Origin of the sequence: Streptomyces sp. NPDC017991 (genome assembly GCF_044328075.1) — a bacterium.
In the GTDB taxonomy this organism is placed as follows: Bacteria; Actinomycetota; Actinomycetes; order Streptomycetales; family Streptomycetaceae; genus Streptomyces.
Genome location: NZ_JBIRGP010000008.1, coordinates 305,116 through 322,666, shown reverse-complemented (window position 1 = coordinate 322,666; position 17,551 = coordinate 305,116). Strand labels below are relative to the sequence as shown.

At 71.5% G+C, this 17,551-nt stretch carries 15 protein-coding genes and 1 pseudogene; 5 read left to right on the top strand and 11 right to left on the bottom strand.

The genetic code is table 11. From position 1 onward, the window contains the following. Positions 1-118: 118 nt before the first annotated feature. On the top strand, positions 119-817 hold the full coding sequence (locus ACH4DZ_RS24600; protein WP_398289454.1) for an SDR family NAD(P)-dependent oxidoreductase: 699 nt from the start codon (positions 119-121) through the stop codon (positions 815-817). A gap of 155 nt (positions 818-972) precedes the next feature. Here ACH4DZ_RS24600 and ACH4DZ_RS24595 read toward each other — a convergent pair whose 3' ends face one another. Further along, complete coding sequence (locus ACH4DZ_RS24595) at positions 973-1,734, bottom strand: SDR family oxidoreductase (RefSeq protein WP_398289453.1); 762 nt, start codon at positions 1,732-1,734, stop codon at positions 973-975. 197 nt (positions 1,735-1,931) lie between these two features. Between ACH4DZ_RS24595 and ACH4DZ_RS24590 the strand changes: the two genes are divergently transcribed. Continuing rightward, entirely contained in the window at positions 1,932-2,804 is an 873-nt protein-coding gene (locus ACH4DZ_RS24590) for a helix-turn-helix transcriptional regulator (RefSeq protein ID WP_398289452.1), read from the top strand. Here ACH4DZ_RS24590 and ACH4DZ_RS24585 read toward each other — a convergent pair. The 8 genes and pseudogenes from ACH4DZ_RS24585 to ACH4DZ_RS24550 all read right to left on the bottom strand — a co-directional run. Beyond that, positions 2,788-3,093 (bottom strand): annotated as a pseudogene (locus ACH4DZ_RS24585) (IS5/IS1182 family transposase); the annotation flags it as partial. The gene ACH4DZ_RS24590 and the pseudogene ACH4DZ_RS24585 overlap by 17 nt on opposite strands. Beyond that, positions 3,090-3,878 carry a hypothetical protein gene (locus tag ACH4DZ_RS24580; protein WP_398289451.1) on the bottom strand — a complete coding sequence of 263 codons (789 nt, stop codon included), beginning with the start codon at positions 3,876-3,878 and terminating at the stop codon, positions 3,090-3,092. The gene ACH4DZ_RS24580 and the pseudogene ACH4DZ_RS24585, both read right to left, overlap by 4 nt. 132 nt (positions 3,879-4,010) lie before the next feature. Further along, a complete protein-coding gene (locus tag ACH4DZ_RS24575) occupies positions 4,011-4,802 on the bottom strand; it encodes an SGNH/GDSL hydrolase family protein (protein WP_398289450.1) in 792 nt (263 codons plus the stop codon). Positions 4,803-4,938: 136 nt separating this feature from the next. Further along, positions 4,939-5,952 carry a hemolysin family protein gene (locus ACH4DZ_RS24570; protein ID WP_398289449.1) on the bottom strand — a complete coding sequence of 338 codons (1,014 nt, stop codon included), beginning with the start codon at positions 5,950-5,952 and terminating at the stop codon, positions 4,939-4,941. Then, positions 5,949-7,304 carry a hemolysin family protein gene (locus tag ACH4DZ_RS24565; protein ID WP_398289448.1) on the bottom strand — a complete coding sequence of 452 codons (1,356 nt, stop codon included), beginning with the start codon at positions 7,302-7,304 and terminating at the stop codon, positions 5,949-5,951. The genes ACH4DZ_RS24570 and ACH4DZ_RS24565 overlap by 4 nt, the downstream gene beginning before the upstream one ends. 131 nt (positions 7,305-7,435) lie before the next feature. Next, a complete protein-coding gene (locus ACH4DZ_RS24560) occupies positions 7,436-7,861 on the bottom strand; it encodes a GNAT family N-acetyltransferase (protein WP_398289447.1) in 426 nt (141 codons plus the stop codon). Between the two features lie 429 nt (positions 7,862-8,290). Further along, positions 8,291-10,858, bottom strand: coding sequence for an ABC transporter permease (locus tag ACH4DZ_RS24555; RefSeq protein ID WP_398289446.1), 2,568 nt, complete (start codon positions 10,856-10,858; stop codon positions 8,291-8,293). A gap of 10 nt (positions 10,859-10,868) precedes the next feature. After that, a complete protein-coding gene (locus ACH4DZ_RS24550; RefSeq protein WP_398289445.1) occupies positions 10,869-11,825 on the bottom strand; it encodes an ABC transporter ATP-binding protein in 957 nt (318 codons plus the stop codon). A gap of 200 nt (positions 11,826-12,025) precedes the next feature. Between ACH4DZ_RS24550 and ACH4DZ_RS24545 the strand changes: the two genes are divergently transcribed. Continuing rightward, complete coding sequence (locus ACH4DZ_RS24545; protein ID WP_398289444.1) at positions 12,026-12,313, top strand: toxin-antitoxin system HicB family antitoxin; 288 nt, start codon at positions 12,026-12,028, stop codon at positions 12,311-12,313. A gap of 70 nt (positions 12,314-12,383) precedes the next feature. Beyond that, on the top strand, positions 12,384-12,722 hold the full coding sequence (locus ACH4DZ_RS24540) for a fic family toxin-antitoxin system, toxin component (protein ID WP_398289589.1): 339 nt from the start codon (positions 12,384-12,386) through the stop codon (positions 12,720-12,722). Positions 12,723-12,795: 73 nt separating this feature from the next. Here the strand turns inward: ACH4DZ_RS24540 and ACH4DZ_RS24535 are convergent, their stop codons facing one another. Together ACH4DZ_RS24535 and ACH4DZ_RS24530 are read right to left on the bottom strand one after the other, a co-directional pair. Beyond that, positions 12,796-13,482, bottom strand: a complete 687-nt coding sequence (locus tag ACH4DZ_RS24535; RefSeq protein WP_398289443.1) for a class I SAM-dependent methyltransferase — start codon at positions 13,480-13,482, stop codon at positions 12,796-12,798. 267 nt (positions 13,483-13,749) lie between these two features. Continuing rightward, entirely contained in the window at positions 13,750-14,973 is a 1,224-nt protein-coding gene (locus tag ACH4DZ_RS24530) for an RNA-guided endonuclease InsQ/TnpB family protein (protein WP_398289442.1), read from the bottom strand. A 321-nt stretch (positions 14,974-15,294) separates the two neighbouring features. Between ACH4DZ_RS24530 and ACH4DZ_RS24525 the strand changes: the two genes are divergently transcribed. Further along, positions 15,295-17,460: a LuxR C-terminal-related transcriptional regulator gene (locus tag ACH4DZ_RS24525; protein WP_398289441.1), complete on the top strand. Its 2,166-nt coding sequence runs from the start codon at positions 15,295-15,297 to the stop codon at positions 17,458-17,460. The last annotated feature ends 91 nt before the right edge of the window (positions 17,461-17,551 follow it).

Below are 17,551 nucleotides of genomic sequence, written 5' to 3'. Positions count from 1 at the left end.
TCATGTTTCTCATTCGCGCGCGTCCACGGTCGTCGGGCCGGGCGCGAGGGTGGTACTGCTCTTCCTACCGTCGAAGTGTCCCTGGTCCACACCTGCCGGCCGCAGGAGGATCGAAGGCATGACGATCACCTTCATCACCGGAGCCAACAAGGGTCTCGGCCGCGAGACCGCCCGCCGCCTGATCGAGTGCGGTCACACCGTGCTCGTCGGAGCCCGCAACCGAGAGCAGGGCGAGGAGGCCGCCGCAGCGCTCGGCGCACGCTACGTTCCCATCGACGTGAGGGACGACGCGTCCGTGGCCACCGCGGCCGCGAATGTCGCCGAACACGAGGGCAGGATCGACGTTCTCATCAACAACGCCGGTGTGCACGGTGCCGTCGGCGACCCCGGCGACCTCACCGCCGCCGACGCCCTCGCCGTTTTCGACGTCAACCTCATCGGCGTCGTCCGTACCACCACCGCGTTCCTGCCGCTGCTGCGCCGGTCGGACGACCCCGTGATCGTCAACGTCAGCAGCGGTATGGGCTCCCTCGCCCTCACCCACGACCCCGACCGGCCCGAGTCGCACGTCGTCGCGCCGCTGTACACCTCCTCGAAGGCGGCGCTGACGATGCTGACCACGCAGTACGCCAAGGGACTCAAGGACATCCGCGTCAACGCCGCCGATCCCGGCTACACCGCGACCGACCTCAACGGCCACAGCGGTCCCCAGACCGTCACCGAGGGCACGGACGCGATCGTGGCCCTCGCCACCGAGGGGCCCGGCGCCGGAACCGGGCGCTTCGTCTCCCGCCACGGCGAGATGGCCTGGTCCTGAACCCGTCCGGACCGGACCGGCCGTTCAAGGCGACCACGAAGAGGGCTCGGCATTCGCGAGCAGCTTGGTCGCCATCAGCGCGTGGCGGGCGTGGCTGCTCGTCGGTGCCCGGGGACGATGATCCATGCGGCCACCTGATGGGGGGGGGTAGGGGGTCAGCCTTCGCGGCTGGGGAGCATGGTCAGGGCCCGGGAACGCTGGGCGACGAGGTCGTCGTAGGTGCCGTCGCGCTCGGCCCAGCGGTGCACGAGGGCCGCTTTCACGACGATTTCGCGGGGAGTGGGGTTCTGCGAGAGCAAGTGCATGACCTCGGTGGCGAAGCCGTCGAGCGGCAGCGCGTGCGGGTTCACCTCTTCCTGGCTCGCTGTGGCGACGGCCGGGGGGACGAGTTCGACGACGCCGACGCCGGTGCCGTCGAGTTGCGCGCGCAGGGCCTCGGAGTAGGCGTGCACCGCGGCCTTCGAGGCGGCATAGGTGGGCATGGGCGGGAAAGGCAGGAAGGCGATGCCGGAGGTGACGGTGATGAAGGTGCCCTCGCCGCGCCGGACCAGGTGCGGGGTGAAGGCGTCGATCACCCGGATGGTGCCCACCAGGTTGGTGTCGATCGTCGTCGCTGCCGCCTCGAAGTGCGCGGGGTCACGCAGGTCCTCCAGGAGCATGACGCCAGGCATGGTCACCACGGTGTCCAGCCCGGGGTATCGGGCGAGCACGGCGTCATGGGCAGACGCGACGGAGGCGCTGTCGGTGACATCGATGCTGACGGTGCCGAAGCCTTCTTCGGCGAGTTCCGAGAGTGCCTGCCGGTTACGGCCGCCGACGGCCACGGTGCTGCCCGCCGCGGCGAACCGGCGGGCCAGCTCCCGCCCGATACCCGAGGTCCCGCCGACGATGAGAACGGTGCGGTTGGAGAGATCCACGAGATCTTCCCTTCAATGAACGGCTCTGCCGGCATCCGGGCCTGCGGCGCCTTCGGTGATGCTCTGCGGTTCTTGATCCTGCGCAGAACGCTGTTCCTCCAGTCTCGAAAGAAGCTGCCGGACGTGGGAGAGCCCCCGTCTTCCCTGGTCCTACCAGGGCCCCCTCCGAGTCACGCCCACCGCATTACCGTGGCGGTATGAAGGATGAGGAATCCGGCAACCGGCTCGGCGGCTACCTGCGCGCCCGGCGCGAGCTGATCTCGCCGGCGCAGGCAGGAATCCCGCCCGGCGGCAACCGCCGCGTGCCCGGCCTGCGCCGTGAGGAAGTCGCCCTGCTCGCCGGAATCAGTCCCGACTACTACCTGCGACTGGAACGCGGTCGCGACAAGAATCCCTCCCCGCAGGTCCTCGAATCACTTGCGCGCGTCCTGTGTCTCGACGACATCGAGCGGACGTATCTCCTCGGCCTGGCGGCAGCACGCCCCAGGACTCCGCGCCGCAAACGACCCGAGCACGTGCCGGCACGGGTGCACCAGCTCCTCGCCCACCTTCAGGTCCCCGCGTTCGTCGAAGGGCGCGCTTTCGACGTCCTGGCCTCCAACCCCATGGCCGTCGCGCTCTCCCCGCGCCTACGGCCCGGCCAGAACCGGCTGCGTTCCCTCTTTCTCGATCCCGAGGAACAAGCCTTTCACCAGGACTGGACCAAAGCCGCCGTCAGCTTCGTCGCCGCTCTTCGCACCACCATCGGGGACGACACCGACAATCCCCGGTTCGTCGAACTCGTCGGAGAGCTCGCACTGTCCAGTCAGCGGTTCCGCACGCTGTGGGCCCGGCACGACGTCCGCAACCTCGACGGAGGCACCACCGCCGTCCACCATCCCGTCGTCGGTGACCTTCACCTCCACCGCGACAAACTCCCCATCGACGACGTCATCCTCGTCGTCTACTACCCCGACAAGGACAGCGACAGCGACGAGAAGCTGCAACTCCTCGCCGCACTCTCACCGACCGAACCCACCGACACAGCACACAGCAGGCCGGCAGACTCCCCGCACCCGAAGACACCCTGACGAACATCGGCCTCCCGGCGGTACAGCGCCAACGGCCGCCGGGACGGGCCCGGTCGACAGGCGATGGGCCGACGTGGTCCCCCTTTGAGGGCCCGGATGTGCGAGCCGTCCACGGCGCAGTCGTCCAGGTCGGGCAAGTCGGCACGGCGCAGCTCGCTCAGCAGGGCGGCGTGCAGGCGAGTGCAGTTCGGTCGGGAACACGCAACCGCCCCGGATGGCGTCGGCGCCACTCGGGAGCGGGCGGCGGCAGCGGAGCCACCCGCTCCCACAAGACGTCAGGCCCGATCAGTTGGCCGACATGTTCCGTGTCATCCTCCGTGTCATCTCGGCTGCCTCGGTGATGGCGCGTCGTCCGAGATCGCCGAACAGCTGCATCGTGACGGCGGCCAGGACGTCGTCCCCGCCAACAGTCCGCCCGTCCCCGCGGCGGGCGGCCAGGGCGAGGAGGGGGTCCTTGAGCAGCGGGGCCGGGGCCGGCTCGCCCGGCACCACCAGGCTGACCGTCCCGAACCGCTTGACCCCGCCCTCGCGGACGACCTCGGCCGCGTCCCGGGCCAGGGCCGTCAGGAACACGCTCGCTATTCCGTCCAGGTCGCGGACCATCGCCGGGACGGCCCTCACCCCGCGGCTCCCCAGCAGCCTTCTCACCCCGGCCTCGAACCGGTGGGCGCCGGCCACACCACTCGGTGTACGCGCCCCGCGGCGCTCACGAAGAGACACGAGCGCACCGTCGGCGTTGCGCACCTCACCCATCAGGCCGTGGAAGGTCGGGCTGTGCAGGTACCACGCCGATCCCACCTCCACCTCGACGTTCCGGTCGATCGCCGAGATGAGGTCCTTGGGAATCAGCCTCGTCCTGGCCTCCTCGGCCGCCGCGCTTCTCGCCCCGTCGATGATCTCCGTCAGCACGGTCCGCGTCACCGACGCGGCGGCCCACGCGGCCGGCCGGGAGACGTGCAACGAGGTCACGTCCCTGAACACCGCTTTGACGAGCTGAGGCTTGAACGGCAGGTCGGTCACGACGGAAGCGGTCCGCGGACCGCTGCGCTCGGTGCGTGGGAGTTGTGTGGTCATCGAAGAATGTGCTTTCTGCTGGCGGACGTGTCAGTGGCTCGTACCGCACCGGGCGTGCGGCAGGGAGTGCCACCCGAGTGACGCGCTGCGGAGCGGCGCCGTGCCGGTCAGGCCACCTGGTACCTCGGTCGCCTACTCCACCGACCCCTTGTACTCCTCGTACGGCAGCAGTTCCGGGCGTTTGGGCGCGCGGCCGTCGCCCGACGAGCGGCCGGTCAGCCTGCGGCCGATCCACGGCAGTAGGTACTGGCGGGCGAAGCGCGCGTCGGCGGTCCGGCGGGCGACCCAGCCGGGCGGGGCGGAGGGCGGCATCGGGGTGCCCCACTCGGCGTCCTCCGCCGCGTGCCCGAGCGCCTGCCACACCGCTTCGGCGACCCGGCGGTGCCCCTCGCCCGTCAGATGCAGCCGGTCCACGTCCCACATGCGGGGGTCGCCCAGCGATCGCGCTCCGTAGAGGTCGACCACGAGCGCGCCGTGGCGGGACGCGAGATCGTCGATGCAGACGAACAGTTCCTCCATGCGGGGGCGGAACCGCTCCAGGACCGGGCCCTGGCGGCCGGGGCTGCGCATCAGGACGAGTTGCTTGCAGGCCGGTGCCAGACGCTCCACAGCCTCCTCCAGGAGCCCGCGCACGCGCACCATGTCGACCTTGGGCCGCAGGGTGTCGTTGAGGCCGCCGACCAGCGTGATCACGTCGGGCTGCATCGCCACCGCCATGTCCACCTGCTCGGCGACGATCTGTCCGATGAGCTTGCCGCGCACCGCGAGGTTGGCGTACCGGAAGCCGGGCGTCTGCGCGGCCATCCGGGCCGCGAGGAGATCCGCCCAGCCCCGGTACGTACCGTCGGGAAGGCGGTCCGACATGCCCTCGGTGAAGGAGTCGCCGACCGCGACAAGGCTGGTGAAGGTGGCATTCGTCTGCATGGCGGAAGGAATGATAGCGCGTGCACATACCCGCCGGTCTGCCCGCGCGGCCGTGGCCCCACCGCCCGGGCACCGGCCGCACCGCCCGAACACCAGTCCCATCGCCCGGGCACCGGCCGCACCCGGTGCCGCCGCGTCACGCCGACTGGCCGAACAGCTCCCGCAGCACGTCCTCCATGGTCACCATCCCGGCCAGCCGCCCGTCCTCGCCGAGGACCGCCGCCAGATGCGTACGGCCGCGCCGCATCGCGGTCAGGACGTCGTCGAGCGGCGTGTTCTCCCGGACCCGGGCGATGGACCGCATGTCCCGCACCTGGAACGGCAGGTCGCGCGGCATCGCGTCCAGGGCGTCCTTGACGTGCAGGTAGCCCACGATGCGCAGTCCGTCGTCCACGACGGGGAAGCGGGAGAACCCGGACTCGGCGGACAGGGCCTCCAACTGCTCGGGAGTGACGCCCACGCGCGCGTAGACGACGCTCTCCCGCGGCAGCACCACGTCCCGCACCGGCCGCCGCCCCAGTTCCAGGGCGTCGTGCAGCCGTTCCTGGGCGCGGTCGTCGATGAGCCCCGCCTCGCTGGAGTCCTTCACCAGGCGGGCCAGCTCCGTGTCGGAGAAGGTCGCCGACACCTCGTCCCGGATCTCGACGCGCAGCAGCTTCAGCAGCCAGTTGGCGAACGCGTTCACCGTGAAGATCACCGGCCGCAGCGCCCGTGACAGGGCGACCAGCGGCGGCCCGAGCAGCAGGGCCGTCCGCACCGGTTCGGCCAGCGCGATGTTCTTCGGCACCATCTCGCCGAGCAGCATGTGCAGATAGGTGGCCACGGCGAGCGCGATCACGAACGAGATCGCGTGCCCCGTGCCGGTCGAGAGCCCCATCGCGTGGAAGACCGGCTCCAGCAGATGCGCGATGGCGGGTTCGGCGACCACACCCAGGACCAGCGTGCACAGCGTGATGCCCAGCTGCGCAGCCGCCATCAGCGCGGACACGTGCTCAAGACCCCAGATCACCCCGCGCGCCCGCCGGTCTCCGGCTTCCGCGTAGGGCTCGATCTGGCTGCGGCGTACGGAGATCAGCGCGAACTCGGCCGCCACGAAGAAGGCGTTCACGACCAGGGTCGCCAGACCGATCAGCAGTTGTACGGCTGTCATCGCCCCTGCCCTCCTTCGGATCCGGCCTCTTCGGAACGGGTGCCCCCGGCGGCCGGCGCGTGCATCAGCACCCGCGCGGCCCGCCGCCCCGTCGCGTCCACCACGTCCAGCCGCCACCCGGCGGCCTCGACCGAGTCCCCCTCGACGGGGATGCGGCCGAGCTCCGTCGCCATGAGACCCGCGAGCGTCTCGTACGGTCCGTCGGGCGCGCGCAGTCCGACACGGGCGAGCCGGTCGGTGCGTACGGACCCGTCGGCCGAGTACAGCGTGCGGCCCTCGTCGTCCGTGCCGGCCGGGGCCAGGTCGGGCGTCTCGTGCGGGTCGTGCTCGTCGCGCACCTCGCCGACGACCTCCTCGACGATGTCCTCCAGGGTGGCGACCCCGGCGGTGCCGCCGTACTCGTCGATGACGACGGCCATCGTGCGCTTGCCGGACAGCCGGTCGAGGAGCCGTTCGACGGTCAGCGTCTCCGGTACGAGCAGGGGTTCGCGCATCACCTGCGACACGGCCGTACGGGCCCTGCGGTCGGCGGGTACGCCGATGACGTCCTTGATGTGCGCGACCCCGACGACCGAGTCGAGGTTGCCGCGGTGGACGGGGAAGCGCGAGAGGCCGGTCGCCCGCGTCGCGTTCGCCACGTCCTCGCAGGTGGCCTGGACGTCCAGGGAGACGACCTGGACCCGCGGCGTCATGACGTTCTCCGCGGTGAGGTCGGCGAGGTTCAGCGTGCGCACGAACAGTTCGGCGGTGTCCGCCTCCAGGGCGCCCAGTTTCGCGGAGTGCCGGGCCAGGGCGACCAGTTCCTGCGGTCCTCGGGCGGAGGCCAGCTCCTCGGCGGGCTCGACGCCGAAGCGGCGTACGACACGGTTGGCGGTGTTGTTGAGATGGGAGATGAACGGCCGGAACACCGCGCTGAACCAGCGCTGCGGCGTCGCCACCCGTTTGGCCACGGCGAGCGGCGAGGAGATCGCCCAGTTCTTGGGCACCAGCTCGCCGACGACCATCAGGAAGACCGTCGACAGGGCCGTACCGATCACCAGCGCGACCGACGAGGTCGCCGAACCCGGCACCCCGGCCGCTTCCAGGGGCCCGGCGATCAGCTTCGCGACGGACGACTCGGCGAGCATGCCGACGACCAGGTTGGTGACGGTGATGCCGAGCTGGGCGCCGGAGAGCTGGAAGGTGAGGTTCTTGACGGCCCTGAGAGCGCCGGCCGCGCCGACCTCGCCGCGCTCGACGGCGCGTTCCAGCTGACTGCGCTCGACCGTGGTCAGGGAGAACTCGGCCGCGACGAAGGCGCCGCAGGCCAGCGAGAGCAGCACGGCCACGGCCAGGAGGAGCACTTCTGTCATCGGGTCACCTCCGTCCCATGATCGGCCAGGTACGGAGGAAGCGCGCGATGTCGACGCGGTGGGACGCCATGGCGTCGGAGGTCGGGGGACTCGCGCATGGGCGGACGCTCACACCTTTCCTGGGGGACGTGTCACTCGACCAGCGGCTTGACCCAACGCCGCCAGTGCTCTTCCGGCGCATACCCCGCGGCGCGCCATGCATGGTGCGCCGACGCGTTGCGTCGCAGCACCATCGCGTCGCCGCGGCGTCCGCCGAGCCGTACGAAGCGTTCCTCGGCCGCGGTCAGGAGGGCGGAACCGATGCCCTGGCGGCGCCGGGCGGGGTCCACCGCGAGCCGGTACAGATGGCAGCGCCAGCCGTCGAAACCGGCGATGACCGTGCCCACCAGCTCTCCGTCCCGCTCGGCGAGGACCAGCGCCTCGGGGTCGCGGACGATCAGCCGCTCCACGCCGTCCCGGTCGTCGCTGATGCTGGTGCCCTCGGCCGCGGTCCGCCAGAAGGCGAGGACGGCGTCGAGGTCGTCGAGCACGGCGGCCCGTATCCGAAGATCACTCATGGGCCGATCCCATCACGGCAGCCGCGCATGGACACCGAATTCCACGATCCGGACACGCGAGGAGCACGCGCTCGCGCGGCCGTACACGCGTGCCACGCGCTCCCGGCGCACCGGCGCCCGGACCCGCGTGCCTGTGCGCCCGCGCGCCGACGCCACGATGCCCGCGACCGCTCCGGCCCCGGGCAGCGGCACCCGGACCCGCGCCCGCGGTACGTGCCTCCCGCGTCCGGCGTCCGGCGTCCGGCGTCCCGGACCCGCCTCCCGGAGCCGCCTCCCGCGTCCCGGAGCCGCCTCCCGGACCCGCGCCCGGCGGTTCCGACCCGGAGGGACCCGCGCGCCCATGGGCGGTCCGTCCTCCGGGCCGGCCGGGGCGTTGCGGATGGATGCGAGGCGCGGGCCGCATCCACGCGCAACGCCCCGACCCTCGCCTCACTCGTGCGCGATGGCGGCCAGCACGTTCATCCGTGACGCGCGCAGTGCCGGGAGCAGGGCCGCCACGATGCCCACCACGGCCGAGCCCACGACGACCGCGACGAGTGTGGTCCAGGGGATCGCGAACGCCTTCATCCCCTGCAGGGCGAGGACCTGCTGCACGCACACGCCCCACACGAGTCCGAGCGCGAGCCCCAGGACCGCGCCGAACACGGCGATCACCACCGATTCCAGCCGGATCATCCGGCGCAGTTGCCGCCGGCCGAGTCCGATCGCGCGCAGCAGCCCGATCTCGCGGGTGCGCTCCACGACCGACAGGGCGAGAGTGTTGACCACGCCGAGCACCGCGATGACGATCGCGAGCCCCAGCAGGGCGTACACCAGGTAGAGCAGCACGGCGATCTGGTCGTGGATCAGCTTCTTGTAGTCCGCCAGGTCACGCACCTGCACCTGCGGATACGGGTCGAGTGTCTTGTCGAGGTCGGCGCGCAGGGTGTCGGCGGAGGCGCCCGAGGCCGCGTTCACGTACAGCACGGAGTCCTGGCCGCCCGGTACGAACTTCTCGACGGTGCCGAAGCCGAGGAAGAGCCCGCCCTGTGTGCCGAAGCCCTCCGCGGCGTCCTGGTCGGTCAGTGCGGCGACCTTCAGTTCGGTCGTGCGCCCGGCCGGGAACTCGACGGGGATCGTGCTGCCGACCCGCACGTCGTGGCCCTCGGCGAAGCCGGCGTCCATCGCGATGTTCCCGTCCGCGAGCGCCGCGGCCGTGTCCCCCTCGGCGTAGGTGATGCGGGCGACGTCGTCGAGGTCCGGGTCGTAGCCCGACGCGGTCGTCTCGACGCGCTCGCCGTCCGGCAGCCGGACGGCGACCGGCGCGAACCGCTGCCGTACGACGAGCCCCGCGCCCTCCGTGGCCATCACCTTCCCGGTGATCTCCTGCGGGAACGGCATGAAGTTGGCGTTCTGCACCACGAAATCGGCGCCCAGCGTCTTGTCGATCTGCTCGTCGAAGGACTTCGTCATGGACGCGCTCGCCACGGACATGCCGCCGACCAGGGCGAGGCCCACCATCAGGGCCGCCGCGGTCGCGCCGGTGCGACGCGGGTTGCGCAGCGCGTTGCGCTGGCTCATCCGGCCGACCGAACCGAACACGGCGGGGAAGAAACCGCCGAGGACCCGGATCACCGGACGGACGAGCAACGGCCCCGCGATCACCGTCGCGATGAGGGTGAGGACGACACCGAGGCCCAGCAACGAGGCGGCGGACGAGGTCTCCGTCGCCGTCGCGCAGCCCACGAGGGCGGCGGCGCCCAGCGCGCCGATGATCGCCCCCACGACGGCCCGTACCCGCAACGGCCGCCCCACACCGGCGATCTCGGCGTCCGCCAGCGCGGCCATCGGCGACACCGTGGCCGCCCGACGGGCCGGCAGGTACGCCGCGACGAAGGTGACGCCCACCCCGACGACGTACGCCGCGACGGGCGTCGCCCACCCGACAACCATCTCGGTGGTCTTCAGGTTCATGCCGAACACACTCATGAGCTTGATCAGCCCGAAGGCGAGTCCGATGCCGGTGGCGAGGCCGAGCGTCGAGCCCACCAGGCCCAGCAGGACCGCCTCCGTGAGCACGGACCGGCGCACCTGCCGCCGGTCGGCGCCGAGCGCGCGCAACAGGCCCAGTTCGCGCGTGCGCTGGGCGATCAGCATGGAGAAGGTGTTGACGATCAGGAAGACCCCGACCAGCACCGCGATACCCGCGAAGCCGAGCATCACGTACTTGATCACGTCGAGGAATCCGCCGAGTTGGGACGCGGCCGACTCGGCCTGCTCGTCGGCGGTCTCCAACTCATAGGTCCCTGAGCCGAGTTCCGTGGCCATACGCTGCTTGAGCTGCGCGTCGCTCACTCCCTGGTCCGCGTCCACCTGGATGCTGGTGGCGACCCCGTCCCGGCCCAGCAGCTTGTCGGGCGCGACGGCCGGGTCGAGGAAGACGAGTGCGGCGCCCGGGTTGGTGGTCTTGAAGGTCGCGATGCCCACGACCTCCACCTCGAACGACCCGGGCTGCGCGATCACGGTCAGCGGATCACCGATGTCCACGTGCTTCTTGTCGGCGGTGTCCGCGTCGAGGAGCGCCTCGCCGGGGCCGCGCGGGGCGTGCCCCGAGGTCAGCTTCACGGGGCTGCGGTCGGTGACGTACCAGTCGCCGGCGACGGTGGGCGCGCCCGTGGTCGGGCCCACCGACTCGTTGTGCTTGTCGACGACGGTCACGTTCTCGACGGAGACGTCGGGACGCACGAGGGCGACCCCGTCGAGCTTCGCGATGCGGTCCACGAGGTTCGTGGGCACCGTCTCGACGGCCCCGGAGGGTATCTGGGACTCCAGATCCTCCTTCGGGTTCACGGTGACGTCGGCCGAGGTGGACGCGAAGAGCCGGTCGAAGGTTTGGCTGACCGTGTCCGAGAAGATCAGACTGCCCGCGACGAACGCCACGGACAGGACGACGGCCAGCGCCGAGAGCAGCAGCCGGCCCTTGTGGGCGAGGAAACTCCGGAGTGTCGCCTTCAGCACGCGGCCTGCCTCAGTCCCTGTCGGGGGCGATGCCCTGGTCCGGAACGCTCTTGTGGTCGACGCCCTGCCCGGGGACGCCCGTACCGTCGGGACCGGACCGGGGACCGGAATCGCGATCGGGGCCGGGACCGGAATCGTGACCGGGGCCGAGGCCATGCGCGGGGCCGGCGTCCCCCTCGGACTCCGACGCCCCGCGGATCGTGTCGAACCTCTTCATGCGCTCCAGCACCGCGTCGGCCGTGGGCCGGGCCATCTCGTCCACGATCCGCCCGTCCCCGAGGAAGAGGACCAGGTCGGCATGGGCCGCCGCGCCCGGATCGTGGGTGACCATGACCACGGTCTGCCCCAGCTCGTCGACGGCGTCCCGGAGGAAGCCGAGCACCTCCAGGCCGGCGCGCGAGTCGAGGTTGCCGGTCGGCTCGTCCGCGAAGATCAGCTCGGGCCGCGAGGCGAGCGCCCGGGCGCAGGCCACCCGCTGCTGCTGACCGCCGGAGAGCTGCGCGGGCCGGTGCTTGAGGCGGTCGCGCAGGCCGAGCTGGTCGATGACCTGGTTCAGCCACTTCTCGTCGGGCTTCTGGCCCGCGATGTCCATGGGCAGCGTGATGTTCTCCGCCGCGTTCAGGGTCGGGATCAGGTTGAACGACTGGAACATGAAGCCGATCCGGTCCCGCCGCAGCCGGGTCAGCTCGCGGTCCTTGAGCCCGGTGATCTCGCTGTCGCCCAGCCACACCTGTCCGGCCGAGACGGAGTCGAGCCCCGCCAGGCAGTGCATCAGAGTGGACTTCCCGGATCCCGAGGGACCCATGACCGCCGTGAAGCGGCCACGCGCGATGTCCACGTCGACCGAGTCGAGGGCGAGCACGGTCGTCTCACCCGCCCCGTACGCCTTCGTCAGACCTCGGGCGCGGGCCGCCGTCTCCTCAGGGCCCGCGCGCCCGAGGGCGTGCTCCGCAGCTGCTGTGGACAAGACCGCCTCCCCGTGGTCGGACTCCGGTGTCCGCGGTGAGCCTAGTGTGATGCGGGGCACACCCGGTATCCCCCCGAAGTGCCGGGTGTTCTCCGTCGCAGGTCGGTCATCTCAGGGTTCATGTAAGGGGCACCCTTAAGGGATGCCCGGCCGATCGACCCCTCTTGCCCTTGCTAGCGTTTCGGCGCTAGCTTCGAAGTATGGCTAAGACCCAGCTGAACGTGCGCGTGGACGAGGGCACCGCCCGGGCCGCGCGTGAACGCGCCCTGGCCCGCGGGATGAGCGTCAACCGCTACATCGAGGAACTGGTCAGACAGGACACCGGGGAAGCCGGCCACACCTTCGTCGAGGCCGCCGCCGACTTCATGAAGCAGTACGAGTCCGTCTTCGCCGAGGAGTTCGGTACGGACCGGGGATCGGGCCGAGCGGCGGACCGGGGTGCGGACCGGGCGACCGACCGGGGTACGGACCGGGAAGGCCGTCGCTGAGCCCTTGAACGAACCATCTGAGCCCTTGAACGAACCGCTGAACATCGGAGTCGACCTCGCCTGGCTCCTCATGGTCGCCGAGCACAAGACACCGGGGGACCCGCAGGTCGTCGACTGGGGTGCCCTGGTCGCCGCGGTCGCCCGGCACGAGGCCGAGATATTCGGCGTCCCCGTGTACGACAGTCCGCACGCCCGCGCCGCCGCACTGCTCCAGGTCCTGCTGCACGTCCCGGCGCTGGAGCGCTCCAACGCGATGTTCGCGATGGCCGTCGCGTACGCCTACCTCGTCGCCAGTGGCCTGAAGGTCGTCACCTCGCCCGAGCGGGTGCGCGACCTGGCCCGACTGGTCAAGACGGGCGAGGCCACGGTGCAGGACATCGCACGCGAGCTGCGGCAGTGGACACTCTGAGCCCCGCCCGCCGCCCGGCCCCGCCGTCTGAGTGGTCTCAAGAGGTGGAGCTGTCTCAAGTGGTGGAGCGGTCTCAGGAGGCGGACGGGCGGCGCGCGGTGCCCAGCACGCAGTACGAGCTGGGCGTGCGCGGCCCCTTCTCGGGCACCAGCAGCCGCCGGTGAGGGCCGAGTTCGTACCCCGCGTCCCGGATCGCGCCCACCGGATCCCGCCCCACATGGCAGCCGCCGAACAGCGGTGGCCACACCGTGCGGTCGAGGAGGCGCTGGCCGGCCGCCATCGCCCGGCCGCCGCCACTGCCGTGCTCGAAGAAGCGCAGCTCACCGCCCGGACGCAGCACGCGGTGGATCTCGGCGAGGGCCCGCGGCAGATCTCGTACGCTGCAGAGCACCAGTGACACGACGGCCCCGTCGTACGCCTCGCTCTTGACCGGCAGGGCCTCCGCGACCCCCGGCACCACGTCGACGGGCACGTCGGAGCGGAGCGCCGCGGTCGCGGCCAACTGCCGGAGTCTGCGCTCGGGTTCGATCGCGACGACCTCCGAGACCGTGCTCGGATAGTGGGCGAAGTTCAGCCCGTTGCCCGCACCGATCTCGATGATCCGGCCGGAGAGTCCGGCGAGCAGTTCCTCGCGGTGGACGCCGATCGTCGGCTCTGCCGCCACACTGAGCCGGGCGTAGAAGCGGGCGAACAGCGGATGGTGCACCGGCGCCGTGGACAGTGCGCCGGTCCGGGCGGTACTGGAGCCGCGTGATCGCATGAGGCCTCCCCCTGGGGCGTGGACCTACCGCGATTGTCCCCCGGAAGGGCCTCGCTCACCCGTCCGCCGCCGCGTGTTACCGCCGAGGCCCGGCCGGCGGACCCCGGCGCCCGCCCCGCGGCCCCGGTCGAGCGGGTTCACCGTACGGACTCGGACGTACGCGTGGGACGTCGGGCGACGAAGTCCCGCACCTGCTCGTGGACGCCTTGACTTGTACCTCGTGCTGAAGCACGAGGATTCTGGCCTTCTCGACTTGTTGCTGTACCGCTACGCGGCACGGGCTTCGGCCGGGAATCCGTGACTTCCTGTTTCTTCACGCTGAGCCGGGATTGCTCCCGGTCTTACCGGCGCTCCGCAGGCCGATACCGCCAGTCCGGCGGCCGTCTTCACATTTTTCGCGGCGTTGATGTCCCGGTCGTGGACCGCGCCGCAGGCGGCACACGTCCACTCCCGGACTTTCAGGGGCTTGGGCCCGTCTTTGACGCCGCAGGTGGAGCAGGTCTGACTGGTCGGTGTGAACCGGCCGATCCTGACCAGAGTCCGCCCGTACCGCTCCGCCTTGTACTGGAGCATGTTCACGAACGACGACCATCCGGCGTCGTGGACACTCTTGGCCAGCCTGGTGCGCGCCAGCCCCACCACGGACAGGTCTTCCACGGCGATCCCTTGGTTCTCGGAGATCAGCTTGGTGGAGAGCTGGTGGTGGAACTCATGGCGGGCGTCGGTGACCCTGGCGTGGGCGCGGGCGACCCTGAGGCGGGCTTTTTCGCGGTTCTTGCTGCCCTTCTGTTTGCGGGACAGTTCCCGCTGGGCCTTCTTCAGCTTCTTCTCCGCGCGGCGCAGAAACCGCGGGGAGTCGATCTTCATGCCGTCGGACAGAACGGCGAAGTGCGTCAGGCCCAGGTCGATGCCGATGGTCTGGCCGGTGGCGGGCATCCGCCCGGCATCCGCCTGTGGGTCGGTGTCGATGACGAAGGAGGCGAAGAACCTGCCGGCCGCGTCCTTGATGACGGTCACCGAGGTGGGGGTGGTGGGCAGCGTGCGGGACCACTTCACCTTCACCGCCCCGATCTTCGGCAGGTTCAGCCGCCCACTGTCGGTGATCTTCCAGCGGGCATTGGCGGTGAACCGGATCGACTGCCGGGCATCCTTGCGGGACTTGAAGCGGGGCGCACCGATCCTGGGCCCCTTGCGGGTGCCCTTGAGGGAGGCGAAAAAGTTGCGGTACGCGGTCTCGGCGTCGCGCAGGGACTGCTGCAGGACGACCGCGGAGACCTCGCCCAGCCAGGAGCGTGCGGTGGTCTGCTTCGCCTGGGTGATCAGGCGGGTGGACAACTCGGCGGCCGTCGGGAACGCCGCGCCCGCCTTGCGTGCGTCCTCGCGGGCACGTACCGCGTCGTTGAACACGACGCGGGCGCACCCGAACGCCTGCGCCAACGCCCCCTGCTGGCCGGGGTCCGGGTACACCCTGTAGACGTACCTGAGCTGCATGCCGAACACACTAGACACGTCGAACACACACCGTCATGACGGAACATTCGTACGAACCCTCACCGCTCCTACAGCAAAGTCCGGCTCCGCCGGAAGGACACCGCGACGCTCCGCGACGCAACCCTCAGATTCGCTTCACCACCGGGCTGAAGCCCGATGCACTGCGAATGAATCCGGTAGCCGTTGTTCACGTCGGTGGGCGACAGGAGACACTGCTGAGATCGCCGGTCTTTACGCACCACTTGACTCGCCAGTAACGTGAGTGGCGTGGTGACCTCGGTGAACCCCCCGCCTCTCCCGCACCATTCGCCACCGCCCCTGATGAACGTTCCGGAACAGCCGGACAACGCCTCGCGGACCCACACGCGAACGCCGTTGTCCGAGGGCGTCCGGGTAAGGGTGCTGTGCGCCGCGCACGGTGATCCGCTCGCGGCGGCGGAGCTCGCGGCTGTCCTCGGCGAGCGCCAACGGGCCGGTCTCGAACCGCTTCCGGCCGACCCCGTAGGTGCGGTACCCGGCCTGCTGCGGTCCCGTTGCCCCGAGCTGCGCTCGCTCGTCCCGGCCACCCGGCGCCTGCTGCTGATCGCCGCCGCCGACCAGCACCCGTTCGCCACACGCGCCTACCAACGGGCGGTCGCCGCGGCCCGGTTGGACACCGGTCTCCTCGACGACGCCGAGGCGGCCGGGCTCGCCCGTACGACGTCCGAGGGCGTCGTGTTCCGGGACCCCTGGACCCGTATCGCCGCCTATGAGACGGCGTCCGGCGTCGACCGGCGCGAGACGCACCGCCTTCTCGCCCGGGTCCTGCGCGGCGAGGGCGAGGCGCCCCGACGGTCCTGGCACCGGGCCGCCGCGGCGCTCGGCCCCAGCCGGCGCCTCGCGGCGGAACTGCGCGCCTCGGCCCACGAGGCGCGCGCCGCCGGTGAACACGCCCTGGCCTGCGGGCTCCTCGAACGGGCTGCCGCCCTGACCCCGGACCCACGCGAACGCCCGCGCCTGCTGGCCCGGGCCGCCGCCGACGCCTGGCGCTCCGGTGACGGAGACCGGGCCCGCCGCCTGGCCGTCCACGGGGACGTCGACGGCATGAGCGGAGTGCTCGCTCTACGCGCGGAGAACGCCACGGAGGCGTTCGACGTGCTGCTCGCGGCGGTCGAGCGCAGCGTGGCGCGCGGCGGGGAACGTGACCTCGACACCGCCGCGCACCTGGTGGCACGTGCCACCGAAGCCGCCATCTACACCGGTGACCTGCGCCGCTGCCGGGAGGCCGCCGCCGTCGCCGCCCGGCTCGGGATCGCGGGACCCGGCACGCTCGGTGGACTGACCGCGGCGTTCGAGGGCCGTTACGAGGACGCCCGCGACCTGCTGCGAGCGGCTGCCGGACGCTGTGGGCCCGGCGGCGACCCCACCACGCTGATCCACTCCTCCATCGCCGCGCTGCTGCTCGGCGACCACACCCGCGCCGCGTCCGCGGCCGTCCGGGCCGCCGCCTCGGCCCGTGTCCTGGGCGAGCCCGCGACCGTTCCGCAGGCCATGGAGTTCCGGGCGTACGCCGAGTTCTGGACGGGACGCCCGCGATCCGCCGGAGCGGCCACGCTGGAGGCCCTGCGACAGGCGTACGCCACCGGGCAGGACAACGGAGCCTGCCACCTGCAGGCGGCCCTCGCCATGTTCGCGGCCGTCACCGGGGACGAGGAACTCTGCCGGGCACGCGCCGAGGTGGCCCGCGCGCATGCCCTGGAGCACGGCCTCGGGCTGCCCGCCGCGCTGGCCCTGTGGGCGCTCGCCTTCCTCGACCTCAGCACGGGCCGTTACGCGGCAGCCGCGTCCCGGCTGCGCGCGCTCGCCGGATTCGGCCCCGGGCACGGGCACCGGGCCGTACGCCATCTCGCCACCCCGCACTACGTGGAAGCCGCCGTCCGCACCGGTGACACCCGGGTCGCGCACAGGGCCCACGCCGACTACGACCGCTGGGCCCGTGTGGTGCGCAGCGCGGACGACCTCGCGCTGAGCGCCCGCTGCCGGGCCCTGCTGGCGACCGGGGACGAGGCCACCGACCACTATCGGACGGCTCTGGACCTCCACGCGGGCGGCACCCGTGACTTCGAACGGGCGCGTACGGAGCTGTTGTTCGGGGGTGCGTTGCGGCGGCTGCGGCGGCGGACGGAGGCGCGGGACCGGTTGCACAGCGCGCTGGAGGCCTTCGAGTACTTCGGGGCGCCGCACTGCGCGGCCGAGGCGCGGGCGGAGCTGCGGGCGCTGGGTGCGCCTGTCCGGTCCTCGGCCGGTGCGCCCGGCACGGCCGGTCTGCTGACCGCGCAGCAGCTCACGGTGGCGCGGATGGCTGCGGAGGGGGACACGAACCGGGAGATCGCGGCCCGGTTGCTACTCAGTCCGCGCACCATCGACCATCACCTGCGCGGGGTGTTCAACCGCCTCGGCATACGATCCCGGATCGAGCTGGTGAGACTGCTGGCGCCGGAGGAGTGAGGGTGCCGAGGCCGTCCGGCGGTCAATCGTCGTCTGCGGGTCGTATGTGGCCGCTCGCGCAGTTCCCCGCGCCCCTCATGGGGCGCAGCCC